Genomic DNA, 15,924 nt, shown 5'->3' on the forward strand with positions numbered 1-15,924 from the left:
ACCAAGGGCGCGTAAACTACGCAACCTCATTAATAATCCTGGCTTGACCATGAGTGATGCATCTTACCGCGACGCTATCTTTTCGACACCCTTGGATAAAGTGGCAAGGTTCTCCTTTGACGAACAGGTGGTCGCGTGCTTTCCCGACATGATCCGCCGTTCGGTGCCCGGCTACGGGCAAATCCTCGGCATGCTGAGCCTGATCGCCCAGCGACATCTCCGCCACGGCGCCCACGTCTACGATCTGGGCTGTTCGCTGGGTGCTTCGGGGCTGGCACTTGCCGGCGCGCTGCCTGCCGACGCCTTTCGCTATACCGGAATCGATCTTTCCCCCGCCATGGTGAAACAGGCTCGGCAAACGTTTGCCGATGAGTGCGCCGACTATGTCATGCAGGTGGAAGAAGCTGATATTCGTACGCTTGAGTATGCGCCTTCGGGGATGATCATTCTCAACTTTACGCTACAGTTTTTGCCGCCCGATGACCGCGATGCCCTCTTGAAGAGGCTGTTCGATGCGCTCGAGCCCGGAGGCGTGCTGATTCTATCGGAAAAGACTGTCGACGCCGACGAACGCGACAACGCCTGGCGGGTCGAGCGCTACCACGATTTCAAGCGCGCCAATGGCTACAGCGATTTGGAAATCAGCCAAAAGCGTACTGCCCTCGAGAACGTGCTGGTGCCGGACACCCTTGAAGTTCTTCATGACCGCCTGAAGCAAGCCGGCTTTCCGCGCTCGATGACCTGGTTCCAATACCTCAACTTCGCCTCCTTGATCGCCTTCAAGCCATGAGTATCTGGGTCGTCCTGACCGGGGCCGCGCTGGCGCTCTATGTAGCCACCGTTTGGTGGCACTCGCGCAAGCCCTTGCCATCCGGCCTGAGCGTCGAGGGCAAGTGGCGGTCGCCTGTTGCATCGCAGTTGCTTCTCGACGAAACCTTTGTCGATGCCGACGGCCAACGCCACTGCCGACAGCAGATTTTCGACGAGATGTTGCGCCTGATTGGCCAGGCCAAAAAGCTGGTGGTATTGGATATGTTCCAGTTCAACGACCCCGCCGACGACCGCCACGACTGCCACGACTGCCATCGCCAGATTTCCGTGGCAATGCGTGACGCCCTGCTGAACCGCAAGCACCAGCGCCCTGATATCGAGATAGTGGTAATTACCGATCCTATCAACGCCGTCTACGGCGGGCTCGAGCTTAGCCACCATCAAGCACTTGAAGCGGCTGGCATCCGGGTCGCCACCACCGACCTAACGATCGGGCGTGACCCCAACCCAAGCTGGACCGCGCTTTGGCGGCTGAGCTTTCGCTGGCTGCGCCACTCGCCCCGGGCCGGCTGGCTACCCAACCCTATCGGCCAGGGCAAGGTCGGTCTTCGCAGTTACCTGACCCTGCTTAACCTCAACGCCAACCATCGTAAGACCCTGGTAGTGGACGAAGGTGATCGCTGGACCGCCGTGGTCAGCTCAGCCAACGCCGATGACGGCAGCAGCGACTACCGGGACGTGGCGCTGCGGGTCTCCGGCGATACCGCCATCGACCTGCTTGCCTCCGAGTGCGAAATTGCCGCCCTCAGCGGCGTCCCCATCGCCCACGTCCAGCCGACGGCAGCCACTAGCGACAAAAGTGGCGACACTCCGCGCCTACGCCTGCTTAGCGAAGGCGCCATCAAACGCGCTTCGCTGGCGATCATCGACGACGCCCACGCAGACGAGAGGCTCGATATCGAGATACTCTACCTCTCTCACCGTCGCGTGATCGCGGCCGTGGTCAGAGCCGCGGCAAGGGGCGTTAAGGTACGCGTGCTTCTCGACCCCAACCACCATGCCTTTGGCGTCTCCGGCAGCGGTATTCCCAACCGCCAGGCGGCCAACGACCTGATCAACGCCGACATCCAGCTACGCTGGAGTGATACCCGCGGCGAGCAGGCGCATGGCAAAGTATTGCTGCGCCATGCTGGCAAGCGCCCCGCCCACCTGCTGCTGGGTTCGGCCAACTATACCCGGCGTAGCCTTAACGACCTCAACTTCGAAGCCAATCTCGAGTGGGTCGCCGACAGCGATGATGAGATTATCCACGAGGCCCGCGCAGCCTTTGAACGCCACTGGCATAATACCGACACCGAGCATTACAGCACCGGCCCCGAGGCTTACCTGGACGCCTCTCGTTGGCGCTACTGGCAGTATCGACTGATGGAAGCCAGCGGCTGGTGCACTTTTTAAGACAGCGAGACACCCATGCCCCACCCCCACCGCGAGCTCTACCACGCCTTTATTGACCAGGGTCTGGACACCTGGCTGGCACGTCTGCCCGAGCAATTGGCGCGCGGCCTCGACCGCAACCGCCACGGCGACTTGCCCGCCTGGGAAAAAGCCGTGGCCAAACTGCCCGCGCTGCCAAGCGAGCGGCGCGTCGACCTGAACAGCGACACCGTGACTGTCGACATTGACCTCACCGACAGCCAAAAGCGCCAGTGTTTCAACCTGCTGAGAAAGCTTGCACCCTGGCGGAAAGGCCCTTTTCAATTGGGTGGCATCCATATCGACACCGAATGGCGCTCCGACTGGAAGTGGCAGCGCGTGGCCCCCCACCTGGCACCGCTCGAATACCGCAAAGTGCTCGATGTGGGCGGAGGTAGCGGTTACCACGCCTGGCGGATGGCCGGGGCAGGTGCAGCTTTTGTGCTGGTCATTGACCCTTCACCGCGCTTTTACTGGCAGTTCCAGGCGGTACGCCATTTCGTGGGCGATGCAGACGGCGGCAGAACGCAGTTCTTACCGGTGGGCATCGAAGACGTACCGGAAAACCTGGGCTTTTTCGATACGGTCTTTTCCATGGGCGTGCTCTACCACCGCCCCGCGCCGCTGGAGCACATTCAGCAGCTAAAGGCCGCTTTGGCGCCTGGCGGCGAGTTGGTGCTGGAGACCCTGGTGGTGGAAGGCGATGAGCAGACGGTGTTTATGCCCGGCGAACGCTACGCCGCCATGCCCAACGTTTACTTCCTGCCCTCCTCCAAGGCGCTATGCCACTGGCTCGAGCGCTGCGGCTTTACCAATGTGCGCGTGGTGGATGAAGCAGTCACCACCCTTGACGAGCAGCGCTCCACCGACTGGATGACCTACCAGTCGCTGGCCGATTTCCTCGATCCAGACGACCGTACCCGCACCATCGAAGGCTACCCTGCTCCGCGCCGGGCGGTGATATTGGCGAATAAGCCGGGGTAGGGAACTTGCATAAAGAGTGATTTACCCGATCATAGGCAGCAGGTCTTCACCTACACGGCCTCTTGCCGTTGCCGATACGCCGCCATCTCTATCTTCCCGAGCTGAGGGGTTAACTGGCAGTGCTGGCGGTCCCAGGGATAGTCGATCTGCGCCTTGCGAAGAGCGGCGCCCTCGCCCGCTTTCCAGGCTTCCAGATCCAGGTCGCGCCAAAAGCGCGGGTCGCGCCCGGTTTTCTGATCATGCTCGGCGGTGGTGGGGTCGAGGTGGCGGAAAGGCTCCAGGCGGGGCACATCGGGTAGCGGTTGGCTGACGTCCATATAGCGCTGCAGCATATCCCATGTAGCCCGGACTTCGTGCTGATGATCGACAATGGCGCTAAGCGACGTCTGGTTGAACTGCTTGCCGGTATAGCGGTGGACAAACATCAATCGGTAGAACACACCGCCCCGCTGCACCACCCGCTCCACATAGCCATCGAACTCGACAAAAGGCGCAACGAGCGGTGGCTTTTTCTTGCCCTGGGCAAAGCTCACCATGCCAGTCTGGCGATTAAGCTCGCTCTGGTGGTTTTGCATGTAGCGATTGCCGCGGTTGGCAAGCCAGCTCCGAAAAGGGCCTATAGTATTGACTAGATTATTAATTAACCAATTAGTTAGCTTTGGGCCAACTGTACCAATTAAATAAAAGCCAAGCACGGCTGAACACAACATGGTGATTATTGCTAAAAAGAAATTCACTGCCTCAAGGTACATCGCTACTTGTACAGATAAGTAAAAAACAGCACCAAACATCAATAAAGCACAAGAATAAGGAATTAGCATTATACCCAGAGAGATCCCTGCGCTTTTAACCATAAATTTTATATGGCAATGATCCCACCACCAATCATCCGATTCATAGAACTGCTCGTCTTTCTGCTCCATGTGCTGAACCAACTCGGCATCCGCGCAAACCTGCTGATGGGGGTCGATATAGGCATAATCACCGAAAGGTAGCAGGTCTTCACCTAGACGGCTTCTTTCCTTAGGCGCTTTGGGCAACGGAGGAATAGCCCCGCCACAGTATGTGTTGGGGCCATAATGAGAGGAAGTCGTCTCAGTCATACCCGAAATTCCTTGATATACCAATAACGTGGATCCTGGGGCTGTCCCGTCAAGGTGTGAATTAAGTTGGTGAAGGGGTTGTTAACCGTCCGATTTGACCGAGCAGGCAGTTCACTGTGCTGACTTTCCTCATAGGGTTCGTACTCTGTCAACATCGGGGTCGGCAGCACCATCTCGTCCAGTTCCCAATCGACTTTGGCCTGCATGGCGACCCGAAGGCGGGAAGTAGACGTTACGGCAGTGCCGCCCATCTCGAAGCTTTCTTCTGCCACTTTGCGCTTGACCAGAAAACGTACGGCGCTTTGCTGTGGCAGCAGTTGGCGTTTGCCAATTTCGAAGGGTTCCGGTTCCCTGGTGATTTGCGAGAACTGTGCATAAGTACCAAGTGGGGTAGTGGTGCCGGTATCGGTCTGTTCCAGCTCCTGCACGGCCAGGTTCAGCGTTTCCCCAATCTTGTAGCGGCTGATTAGCGGCGTGCTGATGGTCACGACATAATCACGCTTGCTTGGTGCTTCTCTTTTTGATTCCCAGACGCTATCCAGCAAGGCCTGTCGCTCATTGGGTTCCAATGCACCGTAGCGTGTAACGTTAATCTCGACAGGGCTAAGCTGTGTCAATAGCTGTGGGTAGTAGGCTTGGTCATCCATTGACGCCATATCACTACTCGCGTGTGTACCCAGTGGCCCTTGCCTTAGCAATTGTTCAAAAGGGGTGTCCTGATTCATGGCGGCGTAGCTGGTGCCGCCAATGGCTAATCCCAACCCCAGTAGCGCCCAGCCCCAGCCAGGAATCATTACCAACCCCGCCATCAAGGGAGCGGCAAGAAACAGCGAGCCTCCGGCAACCGCTATACCATGGCCTATAGCGGCATCATAGTCGCCACCTTGCAGGCTATTGCGCAACTCCCAAGAGCTAATGCCCACGGCGGAGGCGCCCGCAAAAAAGTTGAACAAGCCAATAGTGCGGACAAGCATGCTTGCCCCCACCTGGGAAAGCCTGGAGCCTATTAAAGGCCAGTTCTTCATATCGAACCAGGCCCTTTGTACAAATATGCCAGTTGTAGAGTATGAAGTTGGGTAAAGTGTTGTGTGTAATTTCATCGAAGCAGCGCTTAAGTCAACAAGGCTACTCATAACTTTTGACCACTGAAGTGCTGTGCTTTCGCCAGCATTGCTTATTTCTTTTAGCTTTGCTATTTCCATTCCGATGTTATAAATCGCAAACCCCACCAACACCCTCGACACCGCCGGGCCATCGATCACTAACTTGGCCTGCCCGGCAATTTTCGTTAGGCGTAGTTGGTTGAGTTTAGCCGCCTCGGGGTGCCCGACTGGCAATACGTATACCAGGGTATGCCCTGCCACCTGGCGAATGGCATCGTCGACTTCCGCCGACATGCGTTGCGGGCTGGTCGAGGCACTCACATTGCCTCTTGGATCCACCTGTTCGGCGTAAAGGTAATCCCGCTGAGTCTGCAGGGCGCCACTGGTGCGATCACGGCCGCTCAATCCCCATTCGATGCCATCGCCATGTACGCCGATGATGGTATAGCGGTTCAAGTCGACGTCACCACGCGGCATGACGTGTAGTTCGCCCCGCAGGTTGCCATCGATCAGATTGGCGTGGTTCCCAACGGCAGTGAAGGTGCGCCTTAGCTGAACGACCTCCACATCGTCGCTGACCTTTTCGGCTGCCCGCAACACCGCCTGGCTCCATTGCCCTACGATGGTGCTGATCAGCCCACTGACCTTACCGGCATTGGCCAAGCTGATAACGTCGCCTTGCTGGGCAAGCTCTTGTGCCGAGAGGTTCTGCGCGATGACGCCCAGAGATTCCATGCCTAAGCCTGTGGCAGCCGCTTCATCAATATCGCTATCGTCTTCGGCCAGTTGGCTGAGAAACGCTGGCCGGAAGTTGCCGCTGCCACCATTCTCGCTTTCTTCGCTGTCTGAGTCAGCACACCACAGCGCTTGTAAATCATGACGGCTCAGCAGCCGACTGAGCAGCGTCTTGACGTTGGCCCCTATAGCGGCTGCGCCTTGTTCGCGCAAGATGCCGGGCAATTGCTGCAACACACCTAGCAAGTCACCACATAGCGCATAGAACTCACATATGCCTAATTGATGATGGCTGCTGTAATCGCGCAATACCGCCACTAAGGTGCCGTCACTGATCAGTGGTTCCAATAATTCGATGTGATGTTGCACTCGCGCCACGGCATGATCACGCTCAGCCTGATTCAGTGTTCGATTCAATTTTTCCTGATCAATGGTGTCGCGGTATTCAGCCAGAGGCGTCTGTTCACCGTTTTCTGAAACATCGTAGAGCGCCTGGCGCACTAATTTAGCGGAATGTGCCAGTGGTTTGTCGCTGAGCAAGCTATCGAGGCCATCCAGGTAGTGCTGGGCGAGGTGGATCTGTGACAGGGCATGGCGCAGCGTAAATAGAGGATCCGGCAGTGCTACGGCGACGATGCCAGCGTTTTCCCGGATGCTCGCCAGGAGGTCGTCGCCTGCCTCGCATTCCAGGGCAAGCGTCGCCGCCCGGTCGGTTTCACCGGCCTGCTCCCACAGGGCCTTGAGCTTGGTGCACAATTCCTCGCCCGCCGGTGCGGTAAAATCGGCCGAGAAGGTTTCGGGGGCTTCCAGCATCAGTTCGATGCCCAGATCGCGCTCGCGCAGCGCTGGCTGGTCGGCCACGCGACCGGCGGGAAAACCGGTCTGCATGGAGAGCTTCTTCTCGATATCGAAAATCACGGCATGGGCATGCCCGACGGCGGTGGTGCGAACTTCAAGTTGGCCGGGGTTTGCTTCCAGCCACGTAATATAAGGCCAACTCCAGGCAATCTCGCTGTAGGCTAGGCGCACACGATGCAGGGTAGCCTGTCTCTGCAGCATGGCTGGCAACAGTATGTCATCGAGCCATTCGCCTTCGCTGGCGCGCTCGTTGGGGGTATCGCCCCCCTCAGCCTGTTCGCGATAGTGCGTAAGGTCCACATCGCTGAGTTTGCCGTCGGGGCCGACCTCGAGTTCGCGCCACAAGCGATTGTCGAAGAAGACGTATAAGTATCCCGGGCGCAGCATAGCGGCGGCGATGCCGGTATAAGTCGTGACACCATTCTGTTGCACAGGACGGTCGCGGCCCACTTCCGCCAGGGGACGAACGGCCAGCAGGGTGTTGTCCTGCAAGCTGCCATCAGTACGCTCGAAGACGGTCCGGGCATGCTCCATCAGCGGTATTTCGATGTCGCCGCCGCTTGCACGCTTGGGAATGACCAGCGCTAGAGTGCCGTCTTCCTCGTCTTCGTACTCTACCCGCCGTCGAACGCCCAGGTCGGTGTCTTCGTCTTGCAGTTCCTTGAGATCGCCTTCGCTCATCCGTTTTGCTCCCCTTTTGTCGGGCGACGCTTCTTGCGCAGGCGCGCCTGCTGACCATCCTGGCTGCCGCTGGTCACGTCGACGAGGAATTCTCGCTTGCCTACTCCTTCTGCCTCGACCCGCTTGGCCTGCTGGCTGGGTTCATGGCCTGAGAAGTCGGTGCGAGCGTGCCCCTCTCCCTCTGCATGCTGGGGTAGCTCTGGAGGGCTGGCTTCTTGCCCACTGCCTGAGCCCGGGCTACCCCCAGAGTTGATTTTGACCTGGGCGCCGACAATGGTAATACCGCTGGGGTCGAGTTTAACGAAGCTGCCCCCGGCCTCGAGGGTGATCTCTGCACCGGCATCAATGACTGTTTTGCCGCCTGATTTGTGATGCACTTCCCGCCCCGCTTCCAGCAGGTGTGCTCTGCCAACCTTTTCATGGCGAGTGCCATTGATCATCAGGTGGTCGTCGCCGTCGACCTTCGTATGGCGGTTGTTATGCACCGTGTGGTGGTCGTCATTGTCGACCTCGCTGATGCGATCGTTGTGGACCTTGAGGTGGCTGTCGCGGCGGATCTCTTCGGTGCGGTCGTTGAGCGTCAGCAGCTCCAGGTCTTTCTGGGCATGGAGCCAGATTTGCTCTTCGCCCGCTTCGTCTTCAAAGCGCAGCTCGTTGAAGCCCTCGGCCTTGTGGCTTTGGGTGCGGATGACGGTGCGCGTCTTGTGCTCCGGCAGCGGGTAAGGCGCGGTATTGACGGCGTGGTAGGTACGCCCGGTGACCAGCGGCTGATCCGGGTCGCCTTCCAGGAAGGAGACAATCACCTCGTGACCGATGCGCGGAATGGCAATACTGCCGTAGCCGCCGCCTGCCCAGCCCTGGGCGACCCGCACCCAGCAGCTTGCCGTCTCATCAGGTTCGGCGTAGCGGTCCCAGGGAAACTGGATCTTGACCCGGCCGTGTTCGTCGCAGTGGATCTCTTCGCCGTCGGGGCCGACCACAAAGGCGACCTGGGGGCCGTCGACGCGGGGTTTGGGGTTGGGGGTCGCCCGCCAGGGCGCATCGCCGGGGATCAGCGTGACCTGGTTGTGGTAGCGGGTCATCCCGGCAGCGTCACCTTGCGTGATGCCATCTTCTTCCAGCGCCTGGGGTTGCTCACCGTGATGGGTGACACTAATCGCCTGCCAGTCGCGGTTGAGAGTGTCAGTGTCGTGGTCGGTCAGGGTGAAGCGCAGGCCGGGAGCCAGTTCGGGCAGGTCGCTTTCGGCGCTGGCGGTGATCGCTTCCCGGCGCAGCTGCTCCAGGCGTATGCGGGTGAACGGCTCGCCGGAGGCATCCTGCTTATAGCGGCCGGGGTAGTCGTAGTGTTCGTAGTCCACTTGCTGGCCGTGCTGCTCGACGTCCCGGCCCAGGTGGTCGTGCAGCTGCGCATAGGCCGGGTTCTTGAAGCTGTAATCCTTGAGCGTGGCGGACGAACTCGCCACCCGGGCGGTATGGCTGAGTTTGCGCACATGGTGCAGGGGTGCGGTGCCGCCAGCGCGGCTGTGGTAGCTGCGCTCGCCTAGGCTAGTGAGCACCTGCGGGTCATCGGCAAACACCAGCCGGTGGGCGCCGCCGTCACTATCCTCGCCTTTTTCATCAAACAGATGGAATAGAACAGCCCTTCTTCGGCGGCCAGGCGCTCGATAAAGGCGAGGTCGGTCTCGCGGTACTGTACGCAGTACTCGCGCTCGGGGAGCTCGCGAGTGACCGCAAAGGCCACGTCGCGGATGCCGCGCTCGTCGCACAGGGTATTGATGATGGTGAGTGGGTCGACTTTCTGGAAGATGCGCGAGTTCTGGCGCAGCGATAGCCGCCATAGCGCTGGGCGCAGTACCAGGGAATAGAAGGTGCGCCGATGACCGCGGTCGCCGCGGCCAAATTCAGCGACAATCCCGTGCACCCGGCGCAGCGGTTTGCCGTCCTGCCAGATCGTTAATGAAGCCTCGCGATCCAGGAGGTCGGCGGCATCCAGGCTGCCATCACGGCTGGCCAGGTTGAGCGCCAGCTCGAAAGGTTGGGAGAGCGCTTCGCGGTGGGTGAAGTCGATCACCGCGATATCATCCACCCCGGGTAGCGTCAGGGTGAAATGCAGGCCTGCTTGGTTCGCCCCCATCCTTTCAGACATCGTGCCGCTCCCTGGACCATTAATCGCTAATGAGAAACGGTCAGGGTAGCGGCACTAGCTGGCAGAACAACCCAGCCCAGGCACGAAACGTCAATGTCTTACAAAATTTTAAGAAATATCTTACAAAATGGCGATTAAGCAGGTGCGAACACAACATCCTGAGAGAGCTTGACTAAGTTCGCCGAGGGGCGGCAAGCCTATTTGGCCTCAGCGCCTTAAAATCACCAGCCAGCGGCCCAGGTTCATCACGCTGGCAAGCGACGCCGCTACATAGGTGAAGGCGCAGGCCGTCAGCACATGCCGGGCGCCGTGCATATCGTTGGGGGGCACATATTCCTTCAGTAGCGGCAGGGCCCGGTTGAAGCTGGCATCAAACTCGACGGGCAAGGTGACCAGATGCACCAGTGCCGCGGTGCCGAAGCTGATCACGGCCATGACGATGATCACCGCCAGCCCGCCCGGCAACCGAGTGAGTAGAAACAGAAACGGCGCCGCCATCATCAATATCGCGCCCAGTTTTTCAGCTTTTTGCGCCACTTTCACCAGACGACTGCGCGCCAATAGCGGCGCGTAACCTTGGTGATGCTGAATGGCGTGCCCAACTTCATGGGCGGCCACCGTGACGGCGGTCAGTGAACGTCCATCGTAATTATCCGGAGAAAGACGGACGCAGCGTGTTTCAGGGTCATAATGGTCACCGAATTCAGTGCGCTCGACACTCGCTCCCTCTATGCCCAGTCGGCGCAGCAAATGATCGGCAAGCTCGGCGCCAGTACCGGGATAGTCGTCACGTCCCCGAGTGTGGCGCTTGAGTACCCATTTGGCCCACAGGTTAGGCAGCACAAAAATCGCCAGGGCGAAGATAATCAGCACAACGAACATCATGGTTCCCAGCCCCCCAAAACGAATTGACATGACCTATTAAACATCTTTTCTACAGGACGTGACGACCGGGAAGGATGAAAGTGCCTATTTTATTCGCTGGCAGCCTCCTGATAGCTTGCGGCCACGTCACGCTTGACCGCCTGAAGTCCTCGCGCCGATATATAATCTTCCGCATGAGCATGCTCGGCGATCAGCACGCTATCGGCGGCCAGTACCAGCTGGCAGTCGGTGTCGGCCAGTTCGTTGCGTAAATGCTGGATAGCTTCTTCTCGAGCGGGGTCTTGATCAACACGGCGAATATAAATGGCCTTTATACGCCCAGGGTAATCGCGGACAACCTCACTATACACCTCAGGGTCATGCTGACCGCTGTCGCCTATCAAAATACAAGGCATGTCATCGAATAGCGCCAGCATATGATCGATCAGATCCCGCTTGTGTGCCTCCCCTCGCCTCGGCCAGGGATGGCGCCACGAAATACCCCATTCCCGCAAAAAAAGAATAGGGCCTACCGGAATGCGGTTGAGTTGAAAAAATGCTTCCAGCATTTCATAGATAGCCCAGGGCCCGCGGGAAACATACAGAATAGGCCGTTCGGCTTTATCGCTGGCACCGCGATGCAGCGCCTGATAGAGGGAAGCAACTCCAGGAAATGCAGTACGGCGGTGCGGCTTGCGCACAAACAGGCGGTACAGCATCTTGAGCTTTTCAGCCACGCCCGTGAACATCACGGTGTCATCAATATCACTGATCACCACCAGGTCTGCCTCGGGCGGCGGTACGTAAATTTCTACCTGGGTGTTAACGGGCCGCTGGCCTTCAGCCTGAACCTTTATGTCTGCAACGTGCCAGGAAACATCGATAGGCAGAGGATGACTGATCGGCAGGTGGACATTGAAGTAGCCATCGCGGTCGGTCGTCACACACAGCTGATTTTCACCTAGGGAAAGTTCGATAGCCGCGCCGGAAAATCCGCGACGAAAGACACGCCTGGCGACGTCAGCTGTGTCGCGCAGCATGCCCCGCCTGGGAATGGCGCGGCCCAGGGCGGCCTGACGGAACACCCTGCCCATGACGAAGATTTCTCGTTGAGACCCGTAGCCACGATAGGGGTGAACCATCATGCCGCCGCGGCCAAGATCGCGTTTCATGGGCTTGGCAATCACATGGGTAAGCCGCTTAACGAAGCTTGACCACTGGCGAAACACCTTCATCAAGCGTGCTGGCCTGAATGACGTCCTTCTTGAAGTTCTTCCAGAAGCTTCGCATTAAAGTCATCAAGGTCTTTGGGCGTGCGACTGGTGACCAGACCGCTATCGACCACGACAGGCTCATCTACCCAGTTGGCACCCGCATTACGCAGATCCTGGGCGACGCTCGCCACCGAGGTCATGCGACGCCCTTCTACGACACCCGCATTAATCAGAATCCAGGGGGCATGGCAAATAGCCGCTACCGGCTTACCTGCCTGAAAGAACGCTTTCGCAAAATTCAGCGCATCATCATTGAGGCGTAGCGCATCAGGATTAAACAGACCGCCCGGCAGGACTAAGGCGTGATAGTCAGATTCGTTGACGTCAGCAAGGGCCACATCGGCATCATAGGTGTCTCCCCAATCAGTCTCGGCCCAGGCACGAATACCTTTCCCTTCAGGCGTGACTACATGCACCTCAACGCCATTTTTCTGAAGTGCCGCACGGGGAACGCTTAATTCGGATTCTTCAAAGCCATCGGTCGCCAGAATAGCAACGCGTTTTCCATTTAGTGCTTGACTCATCATGCTCTCCTTTTCGTGATGATTAGACGTTAACAACACCTAACCAGTGTGGCATCTGTTGTATAATCGTCAAGCCAAATACCCAATGCGCGGGGCGCTAGGCGTTGTACAGCACCTCGCCCATCTGACGAATGTCGTAGCCCCCAAGTGCCTTAGCACGCTGAGCAAACCGGGGCTGACGGGTAAACGCCAATAGCGCCTGCATGCTCGGCTCGAAGTAGCTGCGGCGATGCATCATTAAATCGAACTGCTCATCGTAAAGCGGGATAAAACCCAGTTGCTGACGCCGCGCCGCTGCTTCAACGCCGAGCCCGACATCCGCCTCCCCTTGCAGAACGCTCAGCGCCAAATCGTCTTCGTTCAGACTCGGGTGAGCCGCCCAATCAACCGACGTTGTCATGATGCCCGCTTTGCCGAGCAGGTAAGTTAACAACCGAGCGGCACCGGCACCGGGTTGGCGGTGAGCAACGCGTATCTTGGGGCGCGTCAGGTCGGCCACACTGTTAATCCCTAATGGATTCCCAGCGGGAATCAATAACCCCTGGCGCCGGATTGCCCAGCGCAACACAACCAAATCTTTTACGCCGCCCAACCCCAATAAATGCGGCTGGTTGTATTGACCGCTGTCAGGATCGAGCAAGTGCACCCCGGCAACCATGGCGCGACCCTCCAGCAGGCGACGAACGCCGTCGCCGCTGCCATGAAACAAGCTGGCCAAGTCGGAGCGACTTTCGCGGATGGCCCATTCCAGTAACGGATCCTGGCTACCGGCTACCACTGCAGGCGGCGGTTGGCGTTGGGCCTGATCCCCTTCCAGATGGTTGAGCACCCATAAATCAATCTGTTGGCGAGGAAAGAGCAATTTCCCCGTCACACGGCTACAAGGTATCTGACCCTGGCGCACCAGGTCGTAGACCTTGCGCTCCTTAAGCCGTAAATAGTCGGCCACTTCGCTGGTGGTTAAATAATTGACGCTCAACGGCAGACCCTCAGTGTTTTATGCTGCATATAGCTGCACCAATTTCAGCATAGGGTGCATCTTTGCATATTAACGATCATGCTGCCTACCTACACCACATCATGCTGACTATTGATTATGCCCGCTAGCGATAATGCTTTTTTAACCGCGCTGCAGCTTATTCTGCACATGGATAGCGACCTGTTCGCGATTGTGTCGTTGTCGCTGCAGGTATCGCTCGTGGCCGTTGCGCTCGCCGCGCTTGTGGGCTTACCGCTGGGTGCCGCTCTGGCGCTTTGGCGCTTTCCCGGTCGCAACGGTGTGATTATCGTGTTGAACGCCTTGATGGGCCTCCCCCCCGTTGTCGCCGGGCTGTGTGTTTATCTGCTGCTCTCGCGCGCCGGACCACTGGGCGAATGGGGGCTACTGTTCAGCCCCACCGCCATGGTGGTGGCCCAATGGGTGTTAGTGCTACCGATTATTGCCTCGTTGACGCGCCAACAAATCGAGGCATTACACGGCGAATACGCCGAACAGCTCCAGTCACTGGGCTTATCCACCGCGAGAATGATGCCCACCCTGCTCTGGGACGCCCGCGTTGGGCTGGTCACCGTCATGCTGGCGGGGTTTGGGCGTGCCAGCGCTGAAGTCGGTGCGGTAATGATTGTGGGCGGCAATATCGAGGGTGTGACGCGGGTCATGACCACCAGCATCGTGCTGGAAACCAGCAAGGGCAATCTGCCTCTGGCACTCGGGCTGGGTATTATTCTACTGGCATTGGTGACACTGATTAATGCGATGGCCCACCTGATGGGCGAAACGGCCAAGAGGCGCTTGGGATGAATGCACCAACGTCCATACTCGCGCCTATCGCCGACCTGCAGCTCGATAGCGTCAGCTTTGAACACCGCGGCCAATCGCTTTTGGCCCCCACCTCGCTGACACTGTCGGGGTGTCGTCGTACGGTCATCATGGGCCCAAACGGCGCGGGCAAGAGCCTGCTGATGCGCTTGGCTCACGGACTACTTACCCCAACGACTGGACGTATCTACTGGCAAGGCCCTACCCCGGTACAGGCGATGGTGTTCCAACGGCCGGTGCTGCTTCGCCGCTCAGCGATTGATAACCTCACCTACGTACTGGGTATCCATAAAGTGCCCCGTGCCCAGCGTAAAGCGCGTGCCTATCAAGCGCTCGACACCTTCGGTTTAACCTCCCTCGCCCATCGTCCGGCCCGAGTACTCTCGGGTGGCGAGCAGCAGCGGCTTGCCCTGGCCCGCGCCTGGCTGCTCAACCCCGATGTGCTGTTTCTGGATGAAGCCACCTCGGCCCTGGACCCGGCAGCAATCAAAGCCGTGGAAGATGCCGTTATGGCGTTTCACGCAAGCGGCACCCGCATTGTGATGACGACTCATGACTTGCATCAGGCCAAACGCCTGGCCGATGACGTGGTGTTTTTACATAACGGTCAATTGAGGGAACACACCTCCAACGAGACATTTTTCTCCGCGCCTCGCTCGTCAGAGGGTCGCGCATTTATCCAGGGTGAGCTGGTTTGGTAACCCTGAGCATCTCGCAAAAAGAAGGAATCGTGACATGAAAAAGACAGCGATCATCACCAGCGCAAGCCTGCTAAGCCTGGCCTGGGGAGGTCTGGCGCTGGCCGATGACGACTACATCACACTGGCCTCCACCACCTCGACGGAAAATTCGGGGCTATTTGATGCCATCATTCCCCAGTTTACCGACAAGACCGATATTGATGTCCGGGTGGTGGCCGTAGGCACCGGCCAGGCGTTTGAAACCGCCCGGCGCGGCGACGCCGACAGCCTGCTGGTTCACGACACGGCAGGCGAGGAGCAGTTTGTCGCAGAGGGTTATGCCACCGAGCGCCTGAATGTCATGTACAACGACTTCGTGATCGTCGGCCCAAGCGATGATCCCGCCGACATTCAAAGCAGCGAGACCGTCGAAGAAGCCATGCAGCGCATTGCCGAAAGCGAGTCGGCCTTTGCCTCGCGGGGTGATGACAGCGGCACCAACCGTGCCGAGCTGCGTTTATGGGAAGACGCCGACGTTAACCCGCAAGGCGAGTGGTACCGAGAGCTGGGCAGTGGGATGGGGCCGACACTCAATACGGCAGCGGGCATGAACGCCTACACCCTCACTGACCGCGCCACCTGGGTGTCTTTTGAAAACCCGCAGGACTTGACCTTACTGTTTGAAGGCGATGAGGCGCTTTTTAATCAGTATGGCAGCTTGCTGATCTCGGAAGAGCGCCACCCTCACTTGAAGCATGACCTTGCCGCCCAGTGGCATGAATGGCTGGTCTCAGAAGAGGGCCAAGCCGCCATCGCTGATTACGAGGTCGATGGCCAACAGCTGTTTTTCCCCAACGCGGAATAACCTACCGACAAGTCATCGATAAAAAAGCCCCTCAGGCATGCTGC

12 protein-coding genes and 1 pseudogene are annotated in these 15,924 nt (G+C 58.5%); 6 read left to right on the forward strand and 7 right to left on the reverse strand.

Annotated features, from left to right (window positions below; genetic code table 11):
* Nucleotides 1–49 precede the first annotated feature (49 nt).
* The 3 genes from cmoA to cmoB are packed head-to-tail and all read left to right on the forward strand — an operon-like array spanning nt 50 to nt 3,228.
* Entirely contained in the window at nt 50–790 is a 741-nt protein-coding gene (cmoA, locus tag IT895_RS11395) for a carboxy-S-adenosyl-L-methionine synthase CmoA (RefSeq protein ID WP_199283503.1), read from the forward strand.
* Nucleotides 787–2,226 (forward strand): phospholipase D-like domain-containing protein, encoded by a 1,440-nt coding sequence (locus tag IT895_RS11400; RefSeq protein WP_199283504.1) that lies wholly within the window; start codon nt 787–789, stop codon nt 2,224–2,226. The genes cmoA and IT895_RS11400 overlap by 4 nt, the downstream gene beginning before the upstream one ends.
* Before the next feature lie 15 nt (nt 2,227–2,241).
* A complete protein-coding gene (cmoB, locus tag IT895_RS11405) occupies nt 2,242–3,228 on the forward strand; it encodes a tRNA 5-methoxyuridine(34)/uridine 5-oxyacetic acid(34) synthase CmoB (RefSeq protein ID WP_199283505.1) in 987 nt (328 codons plus the stop codon).
* A 50-nt stretch (nt 3,229–3,278) separates the two neighbouring features.
* On the opposite strand, the gene IT895_RS19390 is transcribed toward cmoB, so the two are convergent.
* From IT895_RS19390 to IT895_RS11440, 7 genes and pseudogenes are all read right to left on the reverse strand, one after another.
* On the reverse strand, nt 3,279–3,803 hold the full coding sequence (locus IT895_RS19390) for a hypothetical protein (protein WP_233337228.1): 525 nt from the start codon (nt 3,801–3,803) through the stop codon (nt 3,279–3,281).
* 524 nt (nt 3,804–4,327) lie between these two features.
* A complete protein-coding gene (locus tag IT895_RS11415; RefSeq protein WP_199283506.1) occupies nt 4,328–7,708 on the reverse strand; it encodes a toxin VasX in 3,381 nt (1,126 codons plus the stop codon).
* A pseudogene (locus IT895_RS11420) lies at nt 7,705–9,842 on the reverse strand (type VI secretion system Vgr family protein). Before IT895_RS11420 ends, IT895_RS11415 begins: the two are co-directional and overlap by 4 nt.
* Before the next feature lie 219 nt (nt 9,843–10,061).
* Nucleotides 10,062–10,736, reverse strand: coding sequence for a zinc metallopeptidase (locus IT895_RS11425; RefSeq protein ID WP_066317710.1), 675 nt, complete (start codon nt 10,734–10,736; stop codon nt 10,062–10,064).
* A 92-nt stretch (nt 10,737–10,828) separates the two neighbouring features.
* Nucleotides 10,829–11,953 carry an App1 family protein gene (locus IT895_RS11430; protein ID WP_085917920.1) on the reverse strand — a complete coding sequence of 375 codons (1,125 nt, stop codon included), beginning with the start codon at nt 11,951–11,953 and terminating at the stop codon, nt 10,829–10,831.
* Complete coding sequence (locus IT895_RS11435) at nt 11,953–12,516, reverse strand: type 1 glutamine amidotransferase domain-containing protein (protein ID WP_085917919.1); 564 nt, start codon at nt 12,514–12,516, stop codon at nt 11,953–11,955. Before IT895_RS11435 ends, IT895_RS11430 begins: the two co-directional genes overlap by 1 nt.
* A 97-nt stretch (nt 12,517–12,613) precedes the next feature.
* Nucleotides 12,614–13,495, reverse strand: a complete 882-nt coding sequence (locus IT895_RS11440) for a helix-turn-helix transcriptional regulator (RefSeq protein WP_199283507.1) — start codon at nt 13,493–13,495, stop codon at nt 12,614–12,616.
* A gap of 117 nt (nt 13,496–13,612) precedes the next feature.
* On the opposite strand from IT895_RS11440, the gene IT895_RS11445 reads away from it, so the two are divergent.
* Genes IT895_RS11445 through IT895_RS11455 form a run of 3 tightly spaced genes read left to right on the forward strand, consistent with a single transcriptional unit; the run spans nt 13,613 to nt 15,880 of the window.
* Nucleotides 13,613–14,317, forward strand: a complete 705-nt coding sequence (locus IT895_RS11445) for an ABC transporter permease (protein WP_085917917.1) — start codon at nt 13,613–13,615, stop codon at nt 14,315–14,317.
* A complete protein-coding gene (locus IT895_RS11450) occupies nt 14,314–15,036 on the forward strand; it encodes an ATP-binding cassette domain-containing protein (RefSeq protein ID WP_085917916.1) in 723 nt (240 codons plus the stop codon). The genes IT895_RS11445 and IT895_RS11450 overlap by 4 nt, the downstream gene beginning before the upstream one ends.
* A gap of 34 nt (nt 15,037–15,070) precedes the next feature.
* A complete protein-coding gene (locus IT895_RS11455; protein ID WP_085917915.1) occupies nt 15,071–15,880 on the forward strand; it encodes a substrate-binding domain-containing protein in 810 nt (269 codons plus the stop codon).
* Nucleotides 15,881–15,924 lie beyond the last annotated feature (44 nt).

The sequence above is a fragment of the Halomonas sp. A40-4 genome, assembly GCF_015767635.1.
Classification (GTDB): Bacteria; Pseudomonadota; Gammaproteobacteria; order Pseudomonadales; family Halomonadaceae; genus Vreelandella; species Vreelandella janggokensis.

Excerpts from the sequence above, each read along its gene's own strand:
- cmoA (WP_199283503.1), top strand. The coding sequence starts at position 50 with ATGAGTGATGCATCTTACCGCGACGCTATCTTTTCGACACCCTTGGAT.
- IT895_RS11400 (WP_199283504.1), top strand. The coding sequence starts at position 787 with ATGAGTATCTGGGTCGTCCTGACCGGGGCCGCGCTGGCGCTCTATGTA.
- cmoB (WP_199283505.1), top strand. The coding sequence starts at position 2,242 with ATGCCCCACCCCCACCGCGAGCTCTACCACGCCTTTATTGACCAGGGT.
- IT895_RS19390 (WP_233337228.1), bottom strand. The coding sequence starts at position 3,803 with ATGCAAAACCACCAGAGCGAGCTTAATCGCCAGACTGGCATGGTGAGC.
- IT895_RS11415 (WP_199283506.1), bottom strand. The coding sequence starts at position 7,708 with ATGAGCGAAGGCGATCTCAAGGAACTGCAAGACGAAGACACCGACCTG.
- IT895_RS11425 (WP_066317710.1), bottom strand. The coding sequence starts at position 10,736 with ATGTTCGTTGTGCTGATTATCTTCGCCCTGGCGATTTTTGTGCTGCCT.
- IT895_RS11430 (WP_085917920.1), bottom strand. The coding sequence starts at position 11,953 with ATGAAGGTGTTTCGCCAGTGGTCAAGCTTCGTTAAGCGGCTTACCCAT.
- IT895_RS11435 (WP_085917919.1), bottom strand. The coding sequence starts at position 12,516 with ATGAGTCAAGCACTAAATGGAAAACGCGTTGCTATTCTGGCGACCGAT.
- IT895_RS11445 (WP_085917917.1), top strand. The coding sequence starts at position 13,613 with ATGCCCGCTAGCGATAATGCTTTTTTAACCGCGCTGCAGCTTATTCTG.
- IT895_RS11450 (WP_085917916.1), top strand. The coding sequence starts at position 14,314 with ATGAATGCACCAACGTCCATACTCGCGCCTATCGCCGACCTGCAGCTC.
- IT895_RS11455 (WP_085917915.1), top strand. The coding sequence starts at position 15,071 with ATGAAAAAGACAGCGATCATCACCAGCGCAAGCCTGCTAAGCCTGGCC.